The sequence below is a fragment of the Actinomadura sp. NTSP31 genome (assembly GCF_041951385.1).
GTDB classification, from domain to species: domain Bacteria; phylum Actinomycetota; class Actinomycetes; order Streptosporangiales; family Streptosporangiaceae; genus Spirillospora; species Spirillospora napierensis.
In genome coordinates this window covers 148,635-169,432 of sequence record NZ_JBGNUT010000016.1, presented here as the reverse complement: position 1 = coordinate 169,432, position 20,798 = coordinate 148,635, and the positions used below count along the sequence as shown (strand labels likewise).

General features: G+C 73.0%; 23 protein-coding genes. 12 read left to right on the top strand and 11 right to left on the bottom strand.

All coding sequences use genetic code 11. The features are described 5' to 3' along the window. Nucleotides 1-6 precede the first annotated feature (6 nt). Nucleotides 7-576 carry a helix-turn-helix domain-containing protein gene (locus ACA514_RS26700; RefSeq protein ID WP_375043973.1) on the bottom strand — a complete coding sequence of 190 codons (570 nt, stop codon included), beginning with the start codon at nucleotides 574-576 and terminating at the stop codon, nucleotides 7-9. A 79-nt stretch (nucleotides 577-655) separates the two neighbouring features. Here ACA514_RS26700 and ACA514_RS26695 point away from each other — a divergent pair, with 79 nt between their 5' ends. Both ACA514_RS26695 and ACA514_RS26690 read left to right on the top strand, forming a co-directional pair. Next, on the top strand, nucleotides 656-1,585 hold the full coding sequence (locus ACA514_RS26695; protein ID WP_375043972.1) for an NADP-dependent oxidoreductase: 930 nt from the start codon (nucleotides 656-658) through the stop codon (nucleotides 1,583-1,585). Nucleotides 1,586-1,783: 198 nt separating this feature from the next. Continuing rightward, nucleotides 1,784-2,233 carry a lamin tail domain-containing protein gene (locus ACA514_RS26690; RefSeq protein ID WP_375043971.1) on the top strand — a complete coding sequence of 150 codons (450 nt, stop codon included), beginning with the start codon at nucleotides 1,784-1,786 and terminating at the stop codon, nucleotides 2,231-2,233. Nucleotides 2,234-2,277: 44 nt separating this feature from the next. Here ACA514_RS26690 and ACA514_RS26685 read toward each other — a convergent pair whose 3' ends face one another. Both ACA514_RS26685 and ACA514_RS26680 read right to left on the bottom strand, forming a co-directional pair. Continuing rightward, nucleotides 2,278-3,471: a CaiB/BaiF CoA transferase family protein gene (locus ACA514_RS26685; protein ID WP_375043970.1), complete on the bottom strand. Its 1,194-nt coding sequence runs from the start codon at nucleotides 3,469-3,471 to the stop codon at nucleotides 2,278-2,280. Then, complete coding sequence (locus tag ACA514_RS26680) at nucleotides 3,468-4,106, bottom strand: GntR family transcriptional regulator (RefSeq protein WP_375043969.1); 639 nt, start codon at nucleotides 4,104-4,106, stop codon at nucleotides 3,468-3,470. Before ACA514_RS26680 ends, ACA514_RS26685 begins: the two co-directional genes overlap by 4 nt. A 23-nt stretch (nucleotides 4,107-4,129) precedes the next feature. Between ACA514_RS26680 and ACA514_RS26675 the strand changes: the two genes are divergently transcribed. Continuing rightward, nucleotides 4,130-5,062 (top strand): hydroxymethylglutaryl-CoA lyase, encoded by a 933-nt coding sequence (locus ACA514_RS26675; protein ID WP_375043968.1) that lies wholly within the window; start codon nucleotides 4,130-4,132, stop codon nucleotides 5,060-5,062. A gap of 4 nt (nucleotides 5,063-5,066) precedes the next feature. Here the strand turns inward: ACA514_RS26675 and ACA514_RS26670 are convergent, their stop codons facing one another. After that, nucleotides 5,067-6,263 carry an MBL fold metallo-hydrolase gene (locus ACA514_RS26670; protein WP_375043967.1) on the bottom strand — a complete coding sequence of 399 codons (1,197 nt, stop codon included), beginning with the start codon at nucleotides 6,261-6,263 and terminating at the stop codon, nucleotides 5,067-5,069. 225 nt (nucleotides 6,264-6,488) lie between these two features. Between ACA514_RS26670 and ACA514_RS26665 the strand changes: the two genes are divergently transcribed. Then, complete coding sequence (locus ACA514_RS26665) at nucleotides 6,489-7,463, top strand: GlxA family transcriptional regulator (RefSeq protein WP_375043966.1); 975 nt, start codon at nucleotides 6,489-6,491, stop codon at nucleotides 7,461-7,463. Between the two features lie 77 nt (nucleotides 7,464-7,540). Beyond that, nucleotides 7,541-8,143 carry a cysteine hydrolase family protein gene (locus ACA514_RS26660; RefSeq protein WP_375043965.1) on the top strand — a complete coding sequence of 201 codons (603 nt, stop codon included), beginning with the start codon at nucleotides 7,541-7,543 and terminating at the stop codon, nucleotides 8,141-8,143. Between the two features lie 87 nt (nucleotides 8,144-8,230). Here ACA514_RS26660 and ACA514_RS26655 read toward each other — a convergent pair whose 3' ends face one another. The 4 genes from ACA514_RS26655 to ACA514_RS26640 form a co-directional block, all read right to left on the bottom strand. Then, entirely contained in the window at nucleotides 8,231-9,802 is a 1,572-nt protein-coding gene (locus tag ACA514_RS26655; protein WP_375043964.1) for a purple acid phosphatase family protein, read from the bottom strand. A gap of 150 nt (nucleotides 9,803-9,952) precedes the next feature. Further along, a complete protein-coding gene (locus ACA514_RS26650) occupies nucleotides 9,953-11,260 on the bottom strand; it encodes a phosphotransferase family protein (protein WP_375043963.1) in 1,308 nt (435 codons plus the stop codon). Next, a complete protein-coding gene (locus tag ACA514_RS26645; protein WP_375043962.1) occupies nucleotides 11,257-11,667 on the bottom strand; it encodes a nuclear transport factor 2 family protein in 411 nt (136 codons plus the stop codon). The genes ACA514_RS26650 and ACA514_RS26645 overlap by 4 nt, the downstream gene beginning before the upstream one ends. Nucleotides 11,668-11,690: 23 nt before the next feature. Beyond that, nucleotides 11,691-12,347: a TetR/AcrR family transcriptional regulator gene (locus tag ACA514_RS26640; protein WP_375043961.1), complete on the bottom strand. Its 657-nt coding sequence runs from the start codon at nucleotides 12,345-12,347 to the stop codon at nucleotides 11,691-11,693. 133 nt (nucleotides 12,348-12,480) lie between these two features. Between ACA514_RS26640 and ACA514_RS26635 the strand changes: the two genes are divergently transcribed. The 7 genes from ACA514_RS26635 to ACA514_RS26605 all read left to right on the top strand — a co-directional run bounded on the left by ACA514_RS26635 (nucleotide 12,481) and on the right by ACA514_RS26605 (nucleotide 18,398). Continuing rightward, nucleotides 12,481-14,004 carry a class I adenylate-forming enzyme family protein gene (locus ACA514_RS26635; RefSeq protein ID WP_375043960.1) on the top strand — a complete coding sequence of 508 codons (1,524 nt, stop codon included), beginning with the start codon at nucleotides 12,481-12,483 and terminating at the stop codon, nucleotides 14,002-14,004. A 13-nt stretch (nucleotides 14,005-14,017) separates the two neighbouring features. Further along, nucleotides 14,018-14,599 carry a VOC family protein gene (locus ACA514_RS26630; protein WP_375043959.1) on the top strand — a complete coding sequence of 194 codons (582 nt, stop codon included), beginning with the start codon at nucleotides 14,018-14,020 and terminating at the stop codon, nucleotides 14,597-14,599. Beyond that, nucleotides 14,583-15,224, top strand: coding sequence for a carboxymuconolactone decarboxylase family protein (locus ACA514_RS26625; protein WP_375043958.1), 642 nt, complete (start codon nucleotides 14,583-14,585; stop codon nucleotides 15,222-15,224). The genes ACA514_RS26630 and ACA514_RS26625 overlap by 17 nt, the downstream gene beginning before the upstream one ends. Then, nucleotides 15,224-16,378: an acyl-CoA dehydrogenase family protein gene (locus tag ACA514_RS26620; RefSeq protein ID WP_375043957.1), complete on the top strand. Its 1,155-nt coding sequence runs from the start codon at nucleotides 15,224-15,226 to the stop codon at nucleotides 16,376-16,378. The genes ACA514_RS26625 and ACA514_RS26620 overlap by 1 nt, the downstream gene beginning before the upstream one ends. Continuing rightward, the gene (locus ACA514_RS26615; protein WP_375043956.1) at nucleotides 16,375-17,418 is read left to right on the top strand and encodes an SMP-30/gluconolactonase/LRE family protein; all 1,044 of its coding nucleotides are present in this window, start codon (nucleotides 16,375-16,377) and stop codon (nucleotides 17,416-17,418) included. Before ACA514_RS26620 ends, ACA514_RS26615 begins: the two co-directional genes overlap by 4 nt. A 75-nt stretch (nucleotides 17,419-17,493) precedes the next feature. Further along, the gene (locus tag ACA514_RS26610; RefSeq protein ID WP_375043955.1) at nucleotides 17,494-17,874 is read left to right on the top strand and encodes a hypothetical protein; all 381 of its coding nucleotides are present in this window, start codon (nucleotides 17,494-17,496) and stop codon (nucleotides 17,872-17,874) included. Nucleotides 17,875-17,963: 89 nt separating this feature from the next. Beyond that, a complete protein-coding gene (locus ACA514_RS26605; protein WP_375043954.1) occupies nucleotides 17,964-18,398 on the top strand; it encodes an ATP-binding protein in 435 nt (144 codons plus the stop codon). A 76-nt stretch (nucleotides 18,399-18,474) separates the two neighbouring features. Here the strand turns inward: ACA514_RS26605 and ACA514_RS26600 are convergent, their stop codons facing one another. The 3 genes from ACA514_RS26600 to ACA514_RS26590 form a co-directional block, all read right to left on the bottom strand. Then, a complete protein-coding gene (locus ACA514_RS26600) occupies nucleotides 18,475-19,134 on the bottom strand; it encodes a choice-of-anchor P family protein (protein ID WP_375043953.1) in 660 nt (219 codons plus the stop codon). Between the two features lie 73 nt (nucleotides 19,135-19,207). Then, a complete protein-coding gene (locus ACA514_RS26595; protein WP_375043952.1) occupies nucleotides 19,208-20,059 on the bottom strand; it encodes a L,D-transpeptidase in 852 nt (283 codons plus the stop codon). A gap of 254 nt (nucleotides 20,060-20,313) precedes the next feature. Further along, nucleotides 20,314-20,787, bottom strand: a complete 474-nt coding sequence (locus ACA514_RS26590; RefSeq protein WP_375043951.1) for a MarR family transcriptional regulator — start codon at nucleotides 20,785-20,787, stop codon at nucleotides 20,314-20,316. Nucleotides 20,788-20,798: the final 11 nt, after the last annotated feature.

The following is a 20,798-nucleotide window of genomic DNA, read 5'->3' as shown; positions in this document are numbered from 1 at the left end:
CGCGGGTCAGCAGGAGGTGGTGGCCGCTTGTAGGTCGCGGAGGGTTCGCCGGGCGAGTTCGCCGAAGTCGTCGTCGTTGGCCGCGTCGCTCCAGAGCTCGAAGGCGATCTTCATGGCGAGCGCGCCCAGTTCGGCGGCCACGCGCGAGGTCAGGTCGGGGACGCCGCGCCGCTGGAGCGCGCCGGCCATCGCGGCGGTGAGGGCGAGTCCTTTCAGGGCCTCGCGTTCCTGCAGTTCCCGGTGGGTGGCGATCACCGCCCGCCTGCGGACGGTGAACTCGCGGCGGGCGGGGGTGAAGGCTTCGCGCCCGGCCGCGTCCAGGGCGTTCGCCACCGCTTCGAGCGGGGTGGCGGTCGCCGGTGCCGCGGCGATCCCGTCGGCGAGGAGTCCGGTCATCGTGTCCCCGCCGAAGAGGACTTCCCGCTTGTCGGGGAAGTGCCGGAAGAAGGTGCTCTTCGTCAGGCCGGCGCGCCGCGCGATGTCGATCACCGTCGTGTTCTCGTAGCCGCGCTCGGCGAAGAGGTCGAGGGCGGCGGCGACGAGTCGCTGCCGCGCGTTGGGCTGCCAGCGGGCCATGAGGACAGTGTACGGCACTTGGTCCCATCACTCGTGTACGGTGATAAGACCAAGTCCCATCACCCTGCGGGAGGTCGACATGAGCCGAGCCGTCATCCATGAGACGTTCGGAGGTCCTGAGGTACTGGAGTTGCGCGAGGTCCCGGAGCCGCACGCCGGGCCCGGCGAGGTCCGCGTCCGCGTGACGGCCGTCGGGCTGAACCCGATGGACTGGGGCATCGCCGCGCAGCCCGAGGTGGCGGCGCGGTTCGGCATCGCCCTGCCGGCCGGCTTCGGATCCGACTTCGCGGGCGTCGTCGACGAGGTCGGCGCCGGAGCCACGGGTTTCGCCGTCGGCGACCGCGTCTACGGCGGCACGGTGGGCAGGGCCGCCGCCGATTTCCTGGTGCTCAAGGCGCCCACCGAGTCGCTTGAGATGCTCTTCCACACGCCGGACGGCGTCAGCGACGAGGTGGCGAGCACGCTTCCGGTCGCCGGACTGAGCGCCGCCGCCGCTCTGGCGGCGATCGACCTGCGGTCCGGCGACACCGTCCTGATCGGCGGCGCCGCCGGCGGCGTGGGCGTGTTCGCCGTCCAGCTCGCGAAGCTCGCCGGCGCCACGGTGATCGGCACCGCCTCGGAGGGCACCTTCGATTTCCTGCGGGAGCTGGGCGCCGAGCCCGTGGCCTACGGCGCCGGGCTGGCCGACCGGGTCCGGGCCCTGGCGCCCGGTGGCGTGACCGCGGCGACCGACCTGTTCGGCACCGAGACGGCCGAGACCGCGCTGGCGCTCGGCGTCCCGCCCGAGCGGATCTCCACGATCGCCGCGGGGCCGACCCCTCCCGGCGGCGTGCGCCCGACCGGCGGCTTCGACGCGCGACCGGACGCGCTGGTGCGCATCACCGACGCGATCGTCGCGGGCGAGTTCACCGTGCCGATCGCCGCGACGTTCCCGATCGAGAAGATCCGCGACGCGGTGGCACTCCAGGCCGGACGCCACGTCCACGGGAAGATCGCCATCACCCTGTGAGGCCGTCCCGGACGGTTCCGCCGGCCGAGGGGGCCTGACGCCGCGATTTCGGGCTTCATCAGGGAAAACACGGAGTCGCGAGGACGCCCGAGAGGGCCTTGCGGTTGGCACCGGACCCACACATGGCCACACCCGACCATGTGTCCGCGAATACCGGTACAAAGAGGCATTCGCTGGTGAACGGAAGGGGATCTTCGGGTGAAGAGGCTTGTTGTTTCGGGGGCCGTGGCCATCGCCGGGGCGGTGGCGGCGGGGCTGCTGGCGGCGGCGCCGGCGGAGGCCGCGAGTCCGGTGCAGATCTACCGGGTCTACTACAACTCGCCCGGCACGGACACGCGGTCGAACGCGTCGCTGAACGCCGAGTGGGTGCAGCTCTACAACACCTCGACGACGTCGAAGCAGCTCAAGGGGGTCACGCTGCGCGACAAGTCCGGCCACACGTACACGTTCGGCTCGTTCACCATCAAGGGGCACAAGTCGGTCTACGTGCACACGGGGCAGGGGACGAACACCGCGACGAACCGGTACTGGGGCTCGAAGGCCTACGTCTGGAACAACACCGGTGACACCGCCTACCTCCGCTACCCGAGCGGCGCGGCGGCGGACTCCTGCTCGTGGGGCGGCAGCGGCTCGTCCAAGTACTGCTGATGCCGGCGTCCCGCCCGGACACGACGTCCGGGCGGGATCGCACGTCAGATGGTGCCGGCGGCCTCCAGGGCCTTGATGTCCTCGGGGGACAGGCCGAGGAGGCCGCCGTAGACGTCGGTGTTGTGCTCGCCGAGGGACGGGCCGAGCGTGCGGACCTCGCCCGGGGTTTCGGACAGCTTCGGGAACACGTTGTGCATCGGGAAGTCGCCGAAGTCGGGGTGCGCCATCCGGATGATCGCCTCGCGGGCCTTGTAGTGCGGGTCGGCCAGCATGTCCTTGGCGCGGTAGGTCAGCCCGGCCGGGATGCCGTTCTCGTGCAGCAGGTCGAGCAGCGCGGCGGAGCTCTGGCCGGACGTCCACGCGCCGATCAGGTCGTCGAGCTCCTCGGCATTGGCGCCGCGCGCTCCGTGCGTCGCGTAGCGCTCGTCGTCGGCCAGTTCCGGACGGCCCATCAGCGCGGCGAGCCGGCGCCAGATCGTGTCGCGGTTCGCGGCGATCAGGACCGGGCCGTCCAGCGTCGGGTAGACGTTGGACGGCGCGATGTTCGGCAGCACGGAACCGGTGCGTTCCCGCTGGTAGCCGGCGATCTCCCACTCCGGGACGAGCGACTCCATCAGCGCGAGCACCGCCTCGTACAGGGCCGAGTCGACGATCTGGCCGCGTCCCGTCCGGTGCCGGGCGTGCAGCGCGACGAGGGTGCCGAGCGCGGCGAACGTGCCGGCCAGCTCGTCGCCGAGCGAGATGCCCGCGCGGGACGGCGGCTTGTCGGGGTCGCCGGTGACGTAGCGGATGCCGCCCATCGCCTCGCCGATCGAGCCGAAACCGGCGCGCGGGGCGTACGGGCCGTCCTGCCCGTAGCCGGTGACGCGGGTGATGATCAGCCGCGGGTTCTCCCGCTGCAGGTCGGCGGGCGCGAGGCCCCAGCGTTCGAGGGTGCCGGGGCGGAAGTTCTCCACCAGCACGTCCGCCTGCGCGATGATCCGCCGGGCGAGCGCCTGGCCCTCCGGCGTGCGCAGGTTCAGCGTGACCGACTTCTTGTTGCGGGCGAGGATCGGCCACCACAGCGACATGCCGTGCGGCTTCTCCCGCCCCCACTCGCGCATCGGGTCGCCCGACCCCGGCGGCTCGATCTTGACGACCTCGGCGCCGAAGTCGCCGAGCAGCTGCCCGCAGAACGGGCCCGCGAGCAGCTGGCCCATCTCCACGACCCGCAGGTCTCCCAGCGCGGCGTCGTTCATCGTTCCTCCTCGGTCGTCAGGTTGGCCGCGGCGGCGCGGATGTGGGCGCGCATCACCGATTCGGCCCAGTCGGGGTCGCGGGCGGCCAGTGCGGCGACCAGCTCGCGGTGGTGGTTCATGCTGCGGGCCATCGCGCCGGCGTCGTAGCGGCGGAACGTCCCGACGATCAGGGGGGCGTGCATGACCGACGTCAGCATCGCCGGGAGCCGCCGGTTCTGCGACGCCTCAATGACGGCGGCGTGGAACAGCGAGTTGAGCTGCGCGACGCGGGTGAGGTCGCCGTCCGCGACCGCCGCCTCCATCGCGTCGCACCGGGCCAGCAGGTCCGCCAGGACGTCCTGCTCCGGCGCCATGCGGGCCGCGCGCGCCGCCGCGTAGGGCTCCAGCAGCGACCGGAGCTCGAAGATCTCCTCCAGGTCCCGCCGGGTCCACCGGACGACCCGCGCGCCCCGGTGCGGCAGCACCTCGACCAGGCCGTCCGCGCCGAGCCGCTGCAGCGCCTCCCGGACGGGCGTGCGCGACAGCCCCAGCGTCTCGGCCAGCTCCGCCTCGCCGAGCCGGCTGCCCGCCGGGGCCTCGCCGGACAGGATCATCCGCCGCACCGCGTCGTAGGCGGCGTCGGTCGCCCGTGCCATCGAACCCCCTCTGCGCTGATTGCATGCAATATAGTCGCATCGAGGTCGAATCACGCAAGCTGGAGGCCGGGTTGCATACAACAGTGCTCGAAGTGGGGCCGCGCGACGGGCTGCAGAACGAAGACCGCGTGCTCACCCCCGACGAGAAGATCGCCTTCATCGCCCGCTGCGTGGACGCCGGGGCCCGCCGCATCGAGGCCGTCTCGTTCGTCAACCCCAAGCGCGTGCCGCAGATGGCGGGCGCCGAGGAGGTCATGGCCGGGGTCCCGCGCCGCGACGGCGTTTCCTACAGCGGCCTCGTCCTCAACCGGCGCGGCCTCGACCGCGCCCTTGAGGCGGGTGTGGACGAGGTGAACGTCGTGCTCGTCGCGTCCGACACCTTCAGCGTCCGCAACCAGGGCCGCACCATGGCGGAAATGCTCGACGTCTGGGACGACATCGCCGCCGCCGCACGCGACGCGGACGTCCCCGCCGGCGTCACCATCGCCGTCGCGTTCGGCTGCCCGTTCGAGGGCGAGACGCCGCCCGAGCGCGTCGCCGAGATCGCCCGCCGCGCGCACGCCGCCGGCGCGGCGGAGATCGCGATCGCCGACACGATCGGCGTGGGCGTCCCGGCGCAGGTCCGCGACCTCACCGCGCGCGTCGGCGACGCCGCCCCCGGCACCCCGCTGCGCTTCCACTTCCACAACACGCGCAACACCGGCTACGCCAACGCGCTCACGGCCGTCGACCTGGGCGTTCCCACGCTCGACGCCAGCACCGGCGGCTTCGGCGGGTGCCCGTTCGCCCCCGCCGCCACCGGCAACATCGCCACCGAGGACCTCCTCTACGCCCTGCACCGCAGCGGCGTCGAGACCGGCATCGACATGGACGCCGTCGCCGCGACCGGGACGTGGCTCGCCGGCCTCCTCGGCGAGCCCGCCCCCGCGCTGCTGGGCCGCGCCGGCGGCTTCTGACGAGCTAGCGGCGGTTCCTCGCGACGTCGAAACGGTCGAGGTCGTTGCCCAGCGTGATGCGGCCGCGGTAGCGGGCCTTCCGGGCGCTGGCGTCGGCGGCCTTCTGCCAGCCGGCGTTCGAGAGGACCGCCGGATCGGCCGGCGAGATGTGGCTGATCACGATGTGCCGGGCTCCCGACTCGACGCCGATCGCGCCCAGCTCGCCCACCTCGGTGTGGACGGCGCCGATGTGCTCGACGACCGCCGGCGGGTAGCCGATCGCGGCGACGGCGTCCCGGTGGAAGGCCTCGTGGACGAGGACGTCGGCGTCGTCGGCCAGCCGCGGGACGTTGGGCGACCGGGCGGTGTCGCCGGAGAAGACGATCACGCCGTCCTCGGTCTCGATCCGGTAGGCGAGCGCGGGGAACACCGGCCCGTGCGGGACGAGGATCGCGGTGACCTTGAGGTCGTCGTTCTCCATCACCGGGAACGGGTCCATCCTCGGCGCCGTGTTGGTCGCGCCGGCCCCGGCCGACGCGGGCGGCTGGATCTCGTGGGCCCGGACGTAGTCGGCCGGGTCGCTGCCCATGTGCTCGGCGATGAACCCGTTCGTGGAGTAGGCGAACGCCGCGTTCGACAGGCGCAGCATGGTCGCGATACCGGGGACGGGATCGTCCGCCTCGACCCAGTGCGACCCGGGCGGCGGACCGGCCGGCAGCCGGCCCGCCGAGCCGGGCCCGTACACGTCGATCGGCTTCTGGAACCCCTGCTTGCCCACGACTCCGGCGCTGAGCAGCGGGAACGAGAACAGGTCCACGGTGTGGTCGGCGTGCAGGTGCGTCAGGAAGATCGCGGCGAGGGACGGCATGGACAGCCCGGCCCGCATGAACTGGGTGACGGCCGCCCGTCCGGCGTCGATCACGTAGGTGCGGCCGTTGACGACCAGCGCGGACGCGATGCCGGTGCGGGCCGCGAGCGGCGGCGGCCCGCCGGCGGTGCCCAGCAGGAACAGCTCGGTGCCGCGATGGCCGGGGCGGCGGCCACCGGGTGCCGCCTGGGCGCTGGCGGCAGGGGCCAGGCCGGCGAGCGCGGCCGCGCCGCCGCCGAGGACGGCGGCCCTGAGGACCGCCCGGCGGCCGGAACGCGTGGTCTCGGAAGCCGGGGTTTCGGACGCCGGGGCTTCGGCGGGGCCCTCAGCGGGGTGGGATGCGCAGGTGCACACGGAGACAACCTTCGGCCGACGGGTGGATGCCTGGCGTTCGCTCAGGTCAGGGGTGTCATCTAAGGAAGCAGAGGGCGCGGTCGCGGCACCAGGTCACGGATGATCGTTATTCCGGATGCCGGTCATCGACGGAACGGATACCGGCGGTGCGCCGGGGCAGGGGTGTCCGGATGTGACAGAACCTCGTCGTGGCGGACATGGCGGCGCGCCGGTGACAATGGGCTCATGTCCGCACCGCACCGTGTCGTTGTCGCCGTGTTCCCGGACGTCGACCTGCTCGACGTCACCGGGCCCGCGGAGGTGTTCGCGCTCGCGAACCGGGAGATGTCCGGCGGGACGCCCTACGAGGTGCTGCTGGCCGGACCCGACGGCGGCCAGGTGCGCACCGGCGCCGGCGTCCGGGTCGCCACCGACCTGACGTTCGGGGAGGTCGGCGACCGGGTCGACACCCTGGTGGTGCCGGGCGCGGTGGACCGCGACGGCGCGCCGGTGATCGATCCGGACCTGGTCGGCTGGATCGCCGAGACCGCCGCGCACGCCCGCCGCGTCGCCTCGGTGTGCGTCGGCGCGCACCTGCTGGCCGCGGCCGGGCTGCTGGCGGGCCGGACGGCGACCACGCACTGGGCCACCGCCGACCGGCTCGCCGCCGACCACCCGGACGTCGACGTGGACCCCGACCCGATCTACGTCCGGTCGGGGAACGTGTGGACGGGCGCCGGCATCAGCGCCTGCATGGACCTGACGCTCGCCCTCGTCGCCGAGGACCACGGCGAGCGGCTCGCCCTCGCCGTCGCCCGTCAGCTGGTGATGTACCTCAAGCGGCAGGGCGGGCAGAGCCAGTTCAGCGTCCCGCTGTGGCAGGCCCCGGCCGAGCGCCGCGACCTGGACGAGCTGCGGGCGTGGATCACCGCGAACCCGGCCGCCGACCTGTCGGCGGCGGCGCTCGCCGACCGGATGTGCCTCAGCGAACGGCACTTCGCCCGGGTCTTCCGCCGGGAGACCGGCGCCACCCCGGCCGCCTTCGTGGAGGCGGCGCGGGTGGAGGCGGCGCGGCGGCTCCTGGAGGGCACCGACGAGCCCCTCGACCAGGTCGCCGGCGCGTCCGGGCTCGGCTCGGTCGAGACGCTGCACCGCGCGTTCAGGCGGCGCCTCGGCACCACCCCGGCGGCCTACCGGCGGCGGTTCCGCACGGCCGCCTGACCACCGTTTCCCCGTCCCGGCCCGGTCGGGCCGGTGCTGCACGCTGCCCGGATTTCCAGAATCACAGGAGGAATGAGATGACCGTTTCCACCACGCTGCGCCAGGTGATCGGCCTGGACGGTGCGCTGCCCAGGCTGTCCACCAGCGCCCTGGTCCTGATCGACTTCCAGAACACCTACCGCACCGGCGTCATGGCGCTGCCCGGCGCCGACCCCGCCCTGGACGCCGCCGCCCGGCTCCTCGACCGCGCCCGCGCGGCCGGGACGCCGGTGGTCCACGTCGTCAACGACGGCGGCGAGGGCAGCCCGTACGACATCCGCGCCGAGATCGGGCGGATCGACTCCCGCGTCGCGCCCCGGGACGGCGAGCCGGTCGTCGTGAAGGGCTTTCCGAACTCCTTCCACGAGACCGACCTGGCGGACGTGCTGAGCCGGCTGGACGCCGGCCCCGACCTGGTCCTCGCGGGCTTCATGACCCACATGTGCGTCCAGTTCACCGCGCAGGGCGCGTTCAACCTCGGCTACCGGCCCACCGTCGTCGCCGAGGCGTGCGCGACCCGGCCGCTGGCGGGCCCGGACGGCGCGCCGATCCCGGCCGACGCGCTGCACGCCGCCGCCCTCACCACGATCGGCGACATCTTCGGCCTGGTCGCCGCCCGCGTCACCGACCTGCCCGACTGACCCGGCCGCCCTGGCGAGGGCGCCGCGGGCGGAACCCGCGCCGGTTCCGCCCGCGGCGCGTCGTCCGCCGCGCGGGCCACGCAAGCGTCAGGCGCGCGACGGACGGGCGATCGTGAACCGGTCGATCTCCATGCCGTTCTCGGCCAGCGCCCGGACCGACAGCGTCGAGGTCCGTCCGCGCGACGCCGGGGCCACGTCGACCCGGATGAACGAGTAGCCGGTGAACCGCACCCGCGACCAGTGCACGGTCTCGGCGACCTTGTTGCGGTCCTTGTCCCAGACATAGGTGGCCACGGAGTCGAGCGGCTTCTCGTTGCCCTCGTAGGAGTCCGGCACCGGGAAGCTGTAGAGGCTCTTGCCCGCGCCTCCCGCCGTCACGTACACCACGCCGTCGCTCTCCGGACGGGCCGTGCCGCCGATCGGCACCTGCTTGCCGACCGCGTTGCCCTTGATGGCGTCGGTGCGCTCGTAGACGTGGTTGTGCCCGTTCACCACCAGGTCGACCTGGTACTTCTCGAACAGCGGCACCCACGCGTCGCGGGCGCCGCCCTCGGAGGCGTGCTGGTTCGTGGTGGAGAACGCGCAGTGGTGGAAGAACACCACGATGAAGTCGACGTCGCGGCGCTGCCGCAGCGACTTGAGCTGCGCCTCCAGCCACGCCGTCTGCTTCCCCTTGGACAGGCCCTGGTTCGCGGGGATCTCGTAGGAGACGTCGTTGGCGTCCAGCGAGATGACCGCGGTGTTGCCGTACACGAATGAGTACACGCTCGGCAGGTTCTTCGGGTCCGGACCGTTCCCAGGAAGCTGGAAGCGGGCCTCCTCGCCCCCGTAGCCGTTGGGCGAGTACCAGGCCTCCATGTCGTGGTTGCCGTACCCGACCATCCACGGCACCTGCTTAGCGACCGTCTCGGTCTGGGCGAGGAACTGGTCCCACGTCCGCACGTCGAAGGTGTCGCCCGTCTGGCCCGCCCCGGACGAGTCGGCGTAGCAGATGTCGCCGGCGTGCAGGTGGAACGCCGGGTTCTGCCCGAGGATCAGGCTGTCGTTGGCCAGCGCGTGGTAGCTGACGCCCTGGTCGCCGAACGCGGTGAAGGTGAATTTCGACCGGCTCGCGGGGGCCGTGGTGAACGTCCCGACCGTCCCGGCGAGGTGCGAGCTGGCCGGGTCGAAGCCGTCGTGTCCCACGCCGTAGTAGTAGGTCGTGCCGGGGTGCAGCCTGCTCAGCTGGACGTGCAGGTAGTACTGGGTGTAGTTCGGGCTCGAACCGACGCCGGCCGGCGTGTGGAGGCTGCGGACCTCCGCCGGGATGCGCTTCGACAGGTTCCACGGGTGCGTGCCGATGCGCACGAACGGGTTCTTCACCGCGACGGGGACCTGCCAGGACACGGTCATCTGCGTCCGGGGGTCGGCGCCGAAGGCGAGGTGCCGGCCGATCGGCGCCACGAGGGCCCCGTCGACGTGCTCGGGGGAGGGGGCCAGCAGCCGCGGGGCCGCCGGCGCCGACGCGTTCGCGGTGCCGGACAGCAGCCCGCCGGCGGCGAGGCCGCCCGCCGCGACCGCGCCGCCGCGCAGCAGGCCGCGGCGGGAGAACTTCGAGTGCAGGTATTCGTGCTGCTCCGCCATGCTCATGCGCTCGGCGAGGCGCTGGGGGATGCCCATGCGAGGAGTGTTCACGTTCGTTAGGGTGGCGAACGATTCGTGCGCGCGGGCGTCCGCGACATGAACGGACGGCGTACGACCCGCGGCGGGAAGATCACCGTTGGGCGAGACCCGCTGGTCGTGGCCGCCGCCCGTCCCCGGCGGGGCCCGTCAGGCGGGGAGTGCGAGGTGGCGTGGGTTGGCCACGGTGAGCTTGTCGATGGTCGCGGCGCGGATCGCCTCGACCACCTCGTCGCGGCGGTCGTCGAGGGTGCCGTCGCGGATCGCGGCGGCCAGGTCGGCGTCGGTGTCGCAGCCCAGTTTGCGCAGGCGGGTGGCGTGCGCGGCCTTGTGGGCCTCGCCCAGCAGCAGCTCGCGGCGCGCGATGCGCAGCGCGGACGCGGCCACCCGGGCGTGGAAGCGCAGCCGTTCGTCGGGCTGCTCGGCCTCCAGCAGGAACGCGCCGACGGCGTCGATGAGCGCGGACGCGTTCGGGCGGTCGTGCGGCGGCGAGCCGGGCGTCGCGGCGAGCGGGTCCCGGACGGTGACGGGCGAGGTGAGGCCGAGCGCGAGCAGGATGTCGTGCTCCTGCTCGCAGACCTTGCGTCCCAGCACGGCGTACTCGATGGACGTGTCGGAGCCGCTGAGGAACCGCTCGGCCTGGTGGCGGCACAGGATCGTCCAGCGGAGGGTGCCGTAGACCTCCCACCAGTGCAGCTCATCGGGGGTGGGCGGGGTGCCGCCGGCCTCGGCGTAGCCGGCGAGCAGGTCGTCGCGGGAGCCGAAGCCGCCGACCGGGTGCGGGGACCCGAACCGCCACGCCTTCACGCAGAGCCAGCCGAGGTCCTCGGCGGGGTCGCCGAGGTGGGCGAGCTCCCAGTCCAGGACGCCGGTGACGCCGTCCGGAGCGATCATCAGGTTGCCGTTGCGGAAGTCGCCGTGCACGACCGTGCGGCGCCCGGACGCGGGCGGGCGGTGCTCGCGCAGCCAGCGCAGCGCCAGTTCCACGGCGGGGCGCGGCTCGTCGAACGCCGCGTAGTAGGCGGTGATCGCGGTGAGCGGGTCCTCCTCGGGCAGGCCGGGGACGGGCGCCATCGTGTGCAGGCGGGCGAGGATGCCGCCGAGGTCGCGGGCCAGCCGCGGGCGGACCGCGGCGAACGCCTCGTCGCGCAGCAGCCGGCGCGGGATCGTCTCGCCGGACAGCCGCTCCATGATCATGAAGGGCGCGCCGGCCAGGTCGTCGCCGTGGTCGACCAGCGAGGGGACCGGGACGCCGGCGCGGGCGGCGGACGCCAGCAGCGCCGCCTCGCGCGCCATCGCGTCCGGGTCGGGCGACCCCGGCGGGTCGCGGCGCAGGACGAGCGGGCGCCCGTCCGCGTCGAACGACCAGGTCTCGCGGCTCGCGCCGCCGGAGAGCCGGTGCGGGTCCGTCACGTCCGCGCCGAGCCGGGCGGCGAGCGCGGACTCGACCGCGGTCACGCGCGGGCCGCGCGCTGGGCGGCGGCGAGGTCGCGCAGCGGGTCGCTGCCGCGGGTGTCGGCGTACTCCTCGATGCGGGCGATGCGCCCGGAGCCGTCCACGGTGACGAACAGGCACGCGGCGATCTCCAGGGGCGCCCCGTCCGGGAGGGTGCCGCGCAGGACGTGCCGCTGGACGTACCCGCCGGGCAGCTCGTCCCGGCGGATCTCCTCGTAGCGGAAGCCGCCGAGGTTGCGCGACAGCCAGCGGAGCGTGCGCAGGTTGTCGTCCACGCCCTGCTCGGCGCCGCCGCCGGGGCCGGGGCCGTTGTGCCAGATCAGCGCGCCGGGCGCGTAGAGGGAGCGGAGCGTGTCGGCGTCGCCGCCGGTGATGGCGGCGATGAAGCGGTCGGCGAGTTCCTCGTGCACGCGGGTCTCCTTCGGGGGAGTTCTCAGGGGTGGGGGCGCAGGCCGAGGGCCCGGACGTTGAGGGCGTCGAGGGTGTCCAGGAGCCGTTCGGTGTCGGACGTGTCGTCGCCCTGGACGAGCCAGAGGTACAGCGAGTGGTCGACCATCGCGGCGAGCGCGCGCGCCGTCATCTCGGGGTCGATGCCGGGGTCGACGAGCCCGGCCCGCTGCCAGCGCTCGATCGCGCGGGCGGACCGTCCGACGGACTCGGCGCGGTGCTTGCGCCGCATCTCCTGGAACTCCTCGTTGAACGTGGAGACCTGCTCGATGATCGCCATCATCTTGGCGTTGCGCCGGTACGCCTCGTAGTAGGAGCGGTTGGCGCGGCGGATGCGCGCGGCGGGCTCCAGGGCGGCGGGCTCCGGGGCGGCGGGATCGGCGCCGGGGGTGAAGGAGTGCCGCGTCATGTCCTCGAAGAGCCGGTCGGCGACCTCGAGGAAGACGGCCTCCTTGGACGGGAAGTAGGTGTAGAAGGAGCCGTAGGCGACCCTGGCGTGCCGGGCGATGTGCGCGACCCGGGTGTCGAGGAAGCCGCGCTCCTCGAAGACCTCGCGGGCCGCGGCGAGGAGGCGCTCCCTGGTGCGGGCGCCGCGCTCGGTCAGCGGCGCCTGCGGGCTCTCGCCGGCACCCGTGTCCGCCATCCCGTGGTTCCTTTCGCCGGGGGCCGCCGCCCCGCGGGGGGCTTGACAACCCGATGTTCGCAGGAACAGTATCCGAGCATCGAGCAAGTTGATATGACTGTCAAGTCAACTTCGGGGAGGCGCCGGTGCGGCCATGCTGATCAGCGACATCGTCGAGTACGCGGCCCGCAAGCATCCCGGCCGCGCCGCGCTCCGGTTCGAGGACCAGGTGATCGGCTACGCGGAGCTGCGGGACCGGGTCCGCCGGGCCGCCAACGCGCTGCGGACGATCGCCGAGCCCGGCGACCGGGTGGCCGTCCTGTCGGGCAACCGGCCCGAGTACGTCGACCTCTACTACGGTGTCCCCGCCGCCGGGATGGCGCTGACGTTCCTCAACCACCGGCTCCACCCGTCCGAGATCACCGCGCTGGTCGAGCACGCGCAGGCGACCGTCCTGGTCGTCAGCGGCGAGTACCTCGACGCCATGACCGAGCACCGGCACGAGATGCCCGGCGTCAAGGTCGTCGTCGGGCTCGACGGCGGCGGCGACCGCGGCTACGCCGACCTCCTCGCCGGAGCGGACGCGACCGAGCCGCCCCGCCCCGACGAGGACTCCATCGCCTGGCTCGTCTACACCAGCGGGACGACCGGCACGCCCAAGGGCGTCATGCTCACCCACCGCAACCTGGTCACCGGCGTGATCAGCTCCGCCGCGCAGTGGGAGATCCCCGACGACAGCGTCTTCCTGTTCTGCTTCCCGCTCTGCCACGTCGGCGGGTACGCCGTCCTCGTCAACCACATGCGCTCGGCCACCGTCGGGATCGTCCGGTCCTACGACAACGCGACGTTCCTGCGCCTCGTCGCCGACTGGAAGGTCACCCAGACCGGCCTCGCCCCGACCATGATCGCGTTCCTGCTGGACCACCCCGGCATCGAGGACCACGACCTCGGCACGCTGGAGGCGATCGGGTACGGCGCGTCCGCGATCCCCGCCGAGGTGCTGCGGCGCGGCATGGAGGTCCTCGGCTGCGACTTCTACCAGGGCTTCGGCATGAGCGAGCTCGGCGGCAACATCCTGTACTTCGGGACCGCCGAGCACCGCCGCGCCGCCGCCGGCGAGACCCACCTGCTCGCCGCCGCCGGACGCGTCATGGACCTCGCCGACATCCGGATCGTCGACGCGGACTTCAACGACGTCCCGGACGGCGAGCCAGGCGAGATGGTCGTGCGCTGCGACCAGGTGATGCGCGGCTACTGGCGCGAGCCCGAGCTGACCGCCGAGGCGTTCCGCGACGGCTGGTTCCGCACCGGCGACGTTGTCCGCCGCGACGCCGAGGGCATGGTCTCCATCGTGGACCGCATCAAGGACATGATCATCACGGGCGGCGAGAACGTCGCGTCCCGCGAGGTCGAACAGGTCCTGTACCGGCACCCCGACGTCGCGGACGCCGCCGTGTTCGGCGTCCCCGACCCGCGCTGGGGCGAGGCCGTCTGCGCCGCCGTCGTGCTGCGGCCCGGCGCGTCCGCGAAGTCCGGCGACGTCATCGCCTTCGCCCGCGAGCACCTCGGCGGCTACAAGGTCCCGCGCCGCGTCGAGGTGGTCGCCGAGCTCCCGCGCAACGTCGCGGGCAAGGTCCTCAAGCGCGACCTGCGCACCCGCTACGCCGCTCCCCTCTGAAGGAGGTCCCCCAATGGCAACGAACAAAGAGTTCGAGCTCGGCGGAATCAACCACCTCGCGCTCGTCTCGTCCGACATGCAGCGGACGATCGACTTCTACTCCGGCGTCCTCGGCATGCCGCTCATCAAGACCCTCGACCTGCCCGCCGGAATGGGCCAGCACTTCTTCTTCGACTGCGGCGGCGGCGACTGCGTCGCGTTCTTCTGGTTCCCGGACGCGCCCGACGGCGTCCCCGGCATCTCCGCGCCGAAGACCCGCCCCGAGCAGGGCGAGCTGCTCAGCGCCGTCGGGTCGATGAACCACGTCGCGTTCCACGTCCCGGTCGAGAAGTTCGAGGAGTACCGGACGCGGCTGCAGGAGAAGGGCGTCGAGGTCAGCCCCATCCTCAACCACGACGACAGCGAGTGGGGCGTCGCCCGCGAATTCAACGAGGAGGTCTTCGTCCGCTCCTTCTACTTCCAGGACCCCGACGGGATCCTCCTCGAATTCGCCTGCTGGACCCGCGCCTTCGACGAGTCCGACGTCTCGCACACGCCGAAGACCGCCGCCGACCGCACCGCCACCAAGGAGAAGAGCAATGCCGCGTCTGCGTGAAGTACCCCGCGCCGAGGTCACCGACGAGCGCATCCTGTTCTTCTACGACCACCTCTTCGCCCCGGACCGGGACCCGGCCGTCGACCACGGCACCGCGACCGGCTCGCCCGGCGACTGGTGGACGGTTTTCGCCCAGGACCCGGACGTGTTCAAGCACGCCGTCCGCGGCTTCGCCCTCTACCGCAACGCCACCCTCGACCCGGTGCTGCGCGAACTCGGGCAGTGCCGGGCCGGCTGGGCGCGCGGCAGCCAGTTCGTGTTCTCCCAGCACTGCAAGCAGATGCGGGCGCTGGGGATGTCGGAGGACCGGATCGAGTCCATTCCGCATTGGCAGACGGCCGACTGCTATTCGGAACTGGAGCGGGCCGTCCTCGCCTACACCGACGGGCTCGTCCTGGACGGCGGGCGCGTCCCCGACCGGGTTTTCGAGATCCTGCAGAAGCACCTGTCCGACAAGGAGATCCTGCAGCTCACCTACATCACCTGCATGTACGAGATGCACGCGACGATGTCCCGGGCGCTGCGGCTGGAATTCGACGACCGCCCCGAGCCGATCGTCGAGGTCGCCGCGCCCGAGGGCTACGGCACCCGCGACATCTCCGCCGACCTCACCGGGGGCAGTTGATGCTGTTCCCCGTGCCGAACCGGGTGCGGGACGTCCGCGACGCCGTCCACGCGTTCATGACCGAACGCGTCGAACCGGCCGAGCCCGCCCTCAATTCCGGTGACCGCGACACCCTTCTGCGACTCCGCGAGGAGGCGAAGAAAGAAGGGCTCTGGGCGCTCGGGCATCCCGAGGAACTGGGCGGCGGCGGCCTGCCGTTCCTCGACTACGTCTACGTCAACGAGGTCCAGGGACGCAGCGAATGGGGGCAGCTGGCCCTCGGCACGTTCACGCTCCAGGACTCGCTGATGCTGCACAAGTACGCGAGCCCCCGCTGGCGCGAGCGCTACCTCGCCCCGATGGTCGCGGGCGAGGTGTCCCCGAGCTTCGCGATGACCGAACCCGACCACGCGGGCTCCGACCCGACGCAGCTCCAGACGAAGGCCGTCCTGGACGGCGACGAATGGGTCATCACCGGACGCAAGTGGTTCACCACGGGCGCCGCGCAGGCCGCCTACACCACCGTGATGTGCCGCACCGAGCCCGAGGGGACGGCCCCGCACCGCGCCTTCAGCATGATCGTCGTGCCGACGGACACGCCGGGCTACCGGATCGTCCGCGAGACGCCCGTCCTCGGCCTCGAAGGCGGGCACTACGAGGTCGCCTACGAGGACGTCCGCGTCCCCGCCGACAACCTGCTCGGCCCGCGCGGGCACGGCTTCGTCATCGCCCAGGACCGGCTCGGCCCCGGCCGGATCTTCCACTGCATGCGCTGGCTCGGGCAGGCGCAGCGGGCGTTCGAGCTGATGTGCGCCCGCCTCGGCACCCGCGTCGCGTTCGGCGAGCCGCTCTCGGCGAAGCAGCTGATGCAGCAGCACGTCTTCGACTCCTACACCGAGATCCAGGCGTCCCGCCTGCTCACCCTCCAGGCCGCCGAGCAGATCGACGCGGGCGACCAAGCCCGCATCGAGATCGGCGCGATCAAGGTCGTCGGAGCCCGCATGCTGCACAACGTCATCGACCGCGCCATCCAGGTGCACGGCGCGGCCGGCCTCACCGACGACCTCCCGCTGTCGCGCATGTACCGGCACGCCCGCGAGGCCCGCCTGTACGACGGCCCCGACGAGGTCCACGTCCAGTCCACCGCGCGCCGGATCCTGAAGGCCATGGCGTGAAGATCACCCGCCGGGCGCTGATCTCCGGCATCGGCATGGCCGCCGTCCTCGGCCCGACCGGCACCGCGGCCGCCACCGGTCCGCGCCGTCCGCGAAAAGGAAGCAAAATGAAGATCACCAAGCTCGCGAGCGGCCTGCTGTTCCCCGAGGGCCCGACCGTCCTGCCGAACGGGGACGTGCTGGTCGTCGAGATCCACCGCGGCACCCTCACCCGCGTGAAGCCGGACGGCACCACGTCGATCGCCGCGACGACCGGCGGCGGCCCGAACGGCTCCGCGCTCGGCCCGGACGGGCGCGTCTACATCGCCAACTCCGGCGGCCTCCGCCGCTTCGAGGTCGGCGGCTTCGTGTTCGCCGGCGGCATCCCCGACGACTACACGGGCGGCAGCCTCCAGGCCGTCGACCTGGCCGACGGCTCCGTCGAGACGCTCTACACCGAGGCGGACGGCGTCCCGCTGCGCGGCCCCAACGACCTGGTGGTGGACGCCCACGGCGGCATCTACTTCACCGACTACGGCAAGAGCGACGGCGTCACCGGCGACAAGGGCCGCCTCTACTACGCCAAGGCGGACGGCTCGTCCATCAAGCAGATCGCCGGCGGCATGGAGGGCCCGAACGGCATCGGCCTGTCGCCCGACGGCACCCGCCTCTACGTCAGCGAGACCTACACGGCCCGCGTCTGGTGGTGGGACGTCGCCGGCCCCGGCGAGATCAAGGGCGGCCGGTCGCTCGGCGGCTCCGGCGGCGGCAACTTCCTCTACACCGCCCCGGACTACGTCAACTTCGACTCGCTCGGCGTCGACGGCCACGGGAACGTCTGCGTGGCGTCGATGGTGCACGCCGGGATCTCGATCGTCAGCCCGAAGGGCGACCTCGTCCGGTTCGTCGACATCGACGTGGACGGCGACCCGGGCATCACCAACATCACCTGGGGCGGCCCCGACCTGCGCACCGCCTACGTCACCGCCTCCAGCACCGGCCACCTCCTCAAGATCGAGAACTGGCCCTTCCCCGGCCTCCGCCTGAACCACCCCGCCTGACCCTCGAAGGCGCGGGCGGGGGAGGCCGTCAGGAGGACTTGACGTCAGGGTGCGTTGACGGAGAGGCTGTGGGACATGGTCACTCCTGAGGGCATCGAGAAAGAGTTCACGCTGCTGTCGGCGACGGCGCGGCACAACGAGCTGTGGGTGCGGGACGCCATGGGCGACCTTCCGCTGCTGCGCGAGGAGACCCTCGAAATGCTCGCGCTCGGCGAGGTCATCGCGCGCAAGGCCGTGTACGGGCGGCAGCTCGCGGTGCGGTCGGCGCGGGAGGCGGGCGCGTCGTGGTCGCAGATCGGGGCCGCGCTCGGGGTCAGCAAGCAGGCGGCCTGGGAGGCGCACGCCCACTGGATCGACGAGCAGGAGGAGCAGCACCGGCGCGCCGACTTCCGCGGACTGGACGAGGAGCAGGCCGCGCAGGAGCGCGAGCTGGCCGGAAGCGCCGACGAAGGCTGACCGCCGCCGTTGACCCCGCCGGTGGCCGGAGTTTCCGATGTGCGGTATTGGGAATTCTTGCCACTAGCGAGGGAACGGAGGCGCATGGTATGGAGGTCGTCCTTGAGATGACCCTGCCGAGGAACGCCGAGAGCGCTCCGCTGGTGAGGCATACGCTCGACGCCTCCCTGCGCGGCCTCGGCGTCCCGCCGGAGGTCCGCGCCGACATCGCGCTGGCGTTGGGCGAGGCGTGCGCGAACGTGATCCAGCACGCGACGGCGGGCAGGGCCTACGAGGTCAGGGCGCGGATGGACGGGGCCAAGTGCGTCGTCGAGGTCATCGACGGGGGCGCCGTCGTCAGCACGACCGAGGGCGGTGACGCCGCGCGGACCGCCCCGGGCTGGGACGCCCCGCCGGCGCCGCCGGGCGCCGAGCACGGGCGGGGCCTGCAGCTGATGCGGGCGCTCACCGAGGAAGTCCATATTCTCGATCGCGTCCAGCGGAACGGGGCGATCGTGCATTTCGAGAAATCGTTCGCCGTCTGACGCGGAAAGCCGCACGCGCCATTTCGCGCGAACGGCCCGGCGGTGGGCACCGCCGGGCCGTCCGCGTCCGGAACGGTCAGCCGGTGACCGCGAGGTCGTGGTGCCTGACCGGCTTCGGCGCCGGCGCCTCGGCGGGACGCTGCGCGGCGGCGCGGCCGCAGGTGGCGGACGCGACCCGCACGGCGCCCTTGCCGCCGGGCAGGTTCAGCTGCATGGCGGTGACGGCGAGCCGCCCGTCCGGCATCTGCTGCTGCTTGTTGAGGACGAGCGAGGTGCGCCCGACGCCCTCGACGTCCACCGGGACGGTCGTGTTGGGCGGCGGCGTGGCGTCCAGCCGCTTGCCCGCGACGACCGCCTGCGTCAGGTGCGCGCCGCCCCGGCCGTCGCGGCAGGTGGCGCTCACCGCGTCCGCCGCCAGCTTCGCGGTCGGGACGGCCAGGTCGGAGACGTTGGAGCGGGCGTTCGCCGGCGTCGCGTCCACGTTCAGCGCGGAGGCCCGGACGAACTTGGTGTGGTCCTCGCGCAGCAGGCTCTTGTGCGCGGCGCCGCGCTCGGACGAGACGGCGGGCACCGGCGGGACGGCGCCGAGCGGGCCGCTGACGGCCAGCCCGTAGGCGGAGCCGACCGGGTCGGACGGCGCGGACGCGCCGGCCGGGACGGCGGCGGCGGTGAGGCCGGCGGTGCCGAGGCCGGCGGCGAGCAGGCCGGCGGTGGTCATGCGTCTGAAGGCGTGCATGGATCGTCTCCGATCGTGTGTGGAGTCCGGGCGGACGGGACGGCCGCGCGGGGCGGTGATCAGCGGGGTCGGCTCACGCGTCGATGAACACGAGGCTTCCGAGCGGGACCTTGGCCAGGGACCGCAGCGCGTCCTGGGGCACGCGCACGCAGCCGTGCGTGACGGCCTTGCCGAACACGGAGCGGTCGGGCCAGCCGTGCAGCGCGACGGTCCCGGGGCCGCCGCCGAAGGTGTCCAGGGTGGCCGAGTGCGTGCCGAGCGGCAGCACCAGCGGGCTGGGCGTCTTCTTGGCGGGGGCGAGGTCGGCCAGCAGGAAGGTGCGGCCGGTCGGCGTCGGGGTCTTCGCGCCGCCGACCGCGACCGTCCAGGAGCCGGCGGCCTTGCCCGACTTGAGCAGGGTGAGCCGGCGCTGCGACAGGTCGACCCTGACGGTGTAGGGCGTGTGCGCGGTGAGCAGGCCCTCGGTGGTGCCGGAGATCCAGCCGCTGGCCCGGTTGGGCCGGCTGGGCAGCAGCACGCGCCGCCAGTCCCCGGAGCTCTGCACCACGGGCACCCAGGTCGGGCCGCCCAGCTCCTGGGTGGGCAGCGTGGCGACCGTCCGCCCGCCGGGCTTGTCGAGCACGGGGACGGGCTTGGCGGGATGGACGACGAGCCCGCCCGTGGAGCGGCCGGGCTCGGTGTCGCGCGGGGCGCCCTTGAGGCGGGCGAACGTGGTGGCCTCGGGGGCCTGTGCGGTGCCTCCCGCCGGGGCCTGCGCCGGGGGCGTGGCGCGCCTGGCGCCGTCCCCGGCGGACGCCGAGTTGGCGGAGGAGTGCCCGCAGCCGCCCAGCAGCAGCCCCGCGCCCGTCGCGAGCGCGCCCGCCGCCAGCGCGGCGCGCCTGGGCGCCCGCACGGCGGGAGCGGCGCGGGAGCGGCGTTCGGTCATCGCGGCCTCCCGGCGGACATTCCGGCCTTCCGGCCCGGCCGATCGGGAAAGGCATTGTCATTCGCCATGGAGCCGGATGCTAGTAGTGGTCACAGCCCGTGTTGGGTAAACGCCGAAAAAGAGCGCGGCGTGTCCGATGAAGTGACCGAATAATTGCCGTCTGTTTTCCGTTTACCGGGAGATTTGGCAATTGTAGGACTTTGCGGCGGGCAAGGTGGATTCTGGGGAGATGACGGAACCCGCGGGGAAGGGGGTCAGGCCAGCATGGGGAACGAGCCGCCGTCGGCGTCGCGGCCGGACGCCGCCTCGCGGAACTCCGCGAGGCCCCACAGCAGCGCCGCCCGCGCCGGGGCCGGCATCGCGTCCAGCACCCCGGCGAGCTCCGCGCGCCGCCGCTGCCGCAGCCGGTCCAGCAGCGCCTGCCCGTCCGGGGTGAGCCGGACGGTGACCTCGCGGCGGTCCCGGCCCGGGTCGCGGATCAGCAGCCCGGCCCCCTCCAGCCGGTCGCACAGCCGGCTCGCCGACGACACCAGCGCGTCCAGCCCGGTGGCCAGGCGGCTGATGTTGACCGGCCCGCGCTCCAGGATGAACAGCGCCCTGAGCTGCGTCGACGGGACCGGCACGTCCGGCGCGTTGTGCGCGTGCGACCATACGCTCATCAGCGCGAACGCGGCGTCGTCGAGGGCGGCAGCGGACCGGGCCGCGTCCTCACCCGACGTGTCCACCATGCCCTCCACTG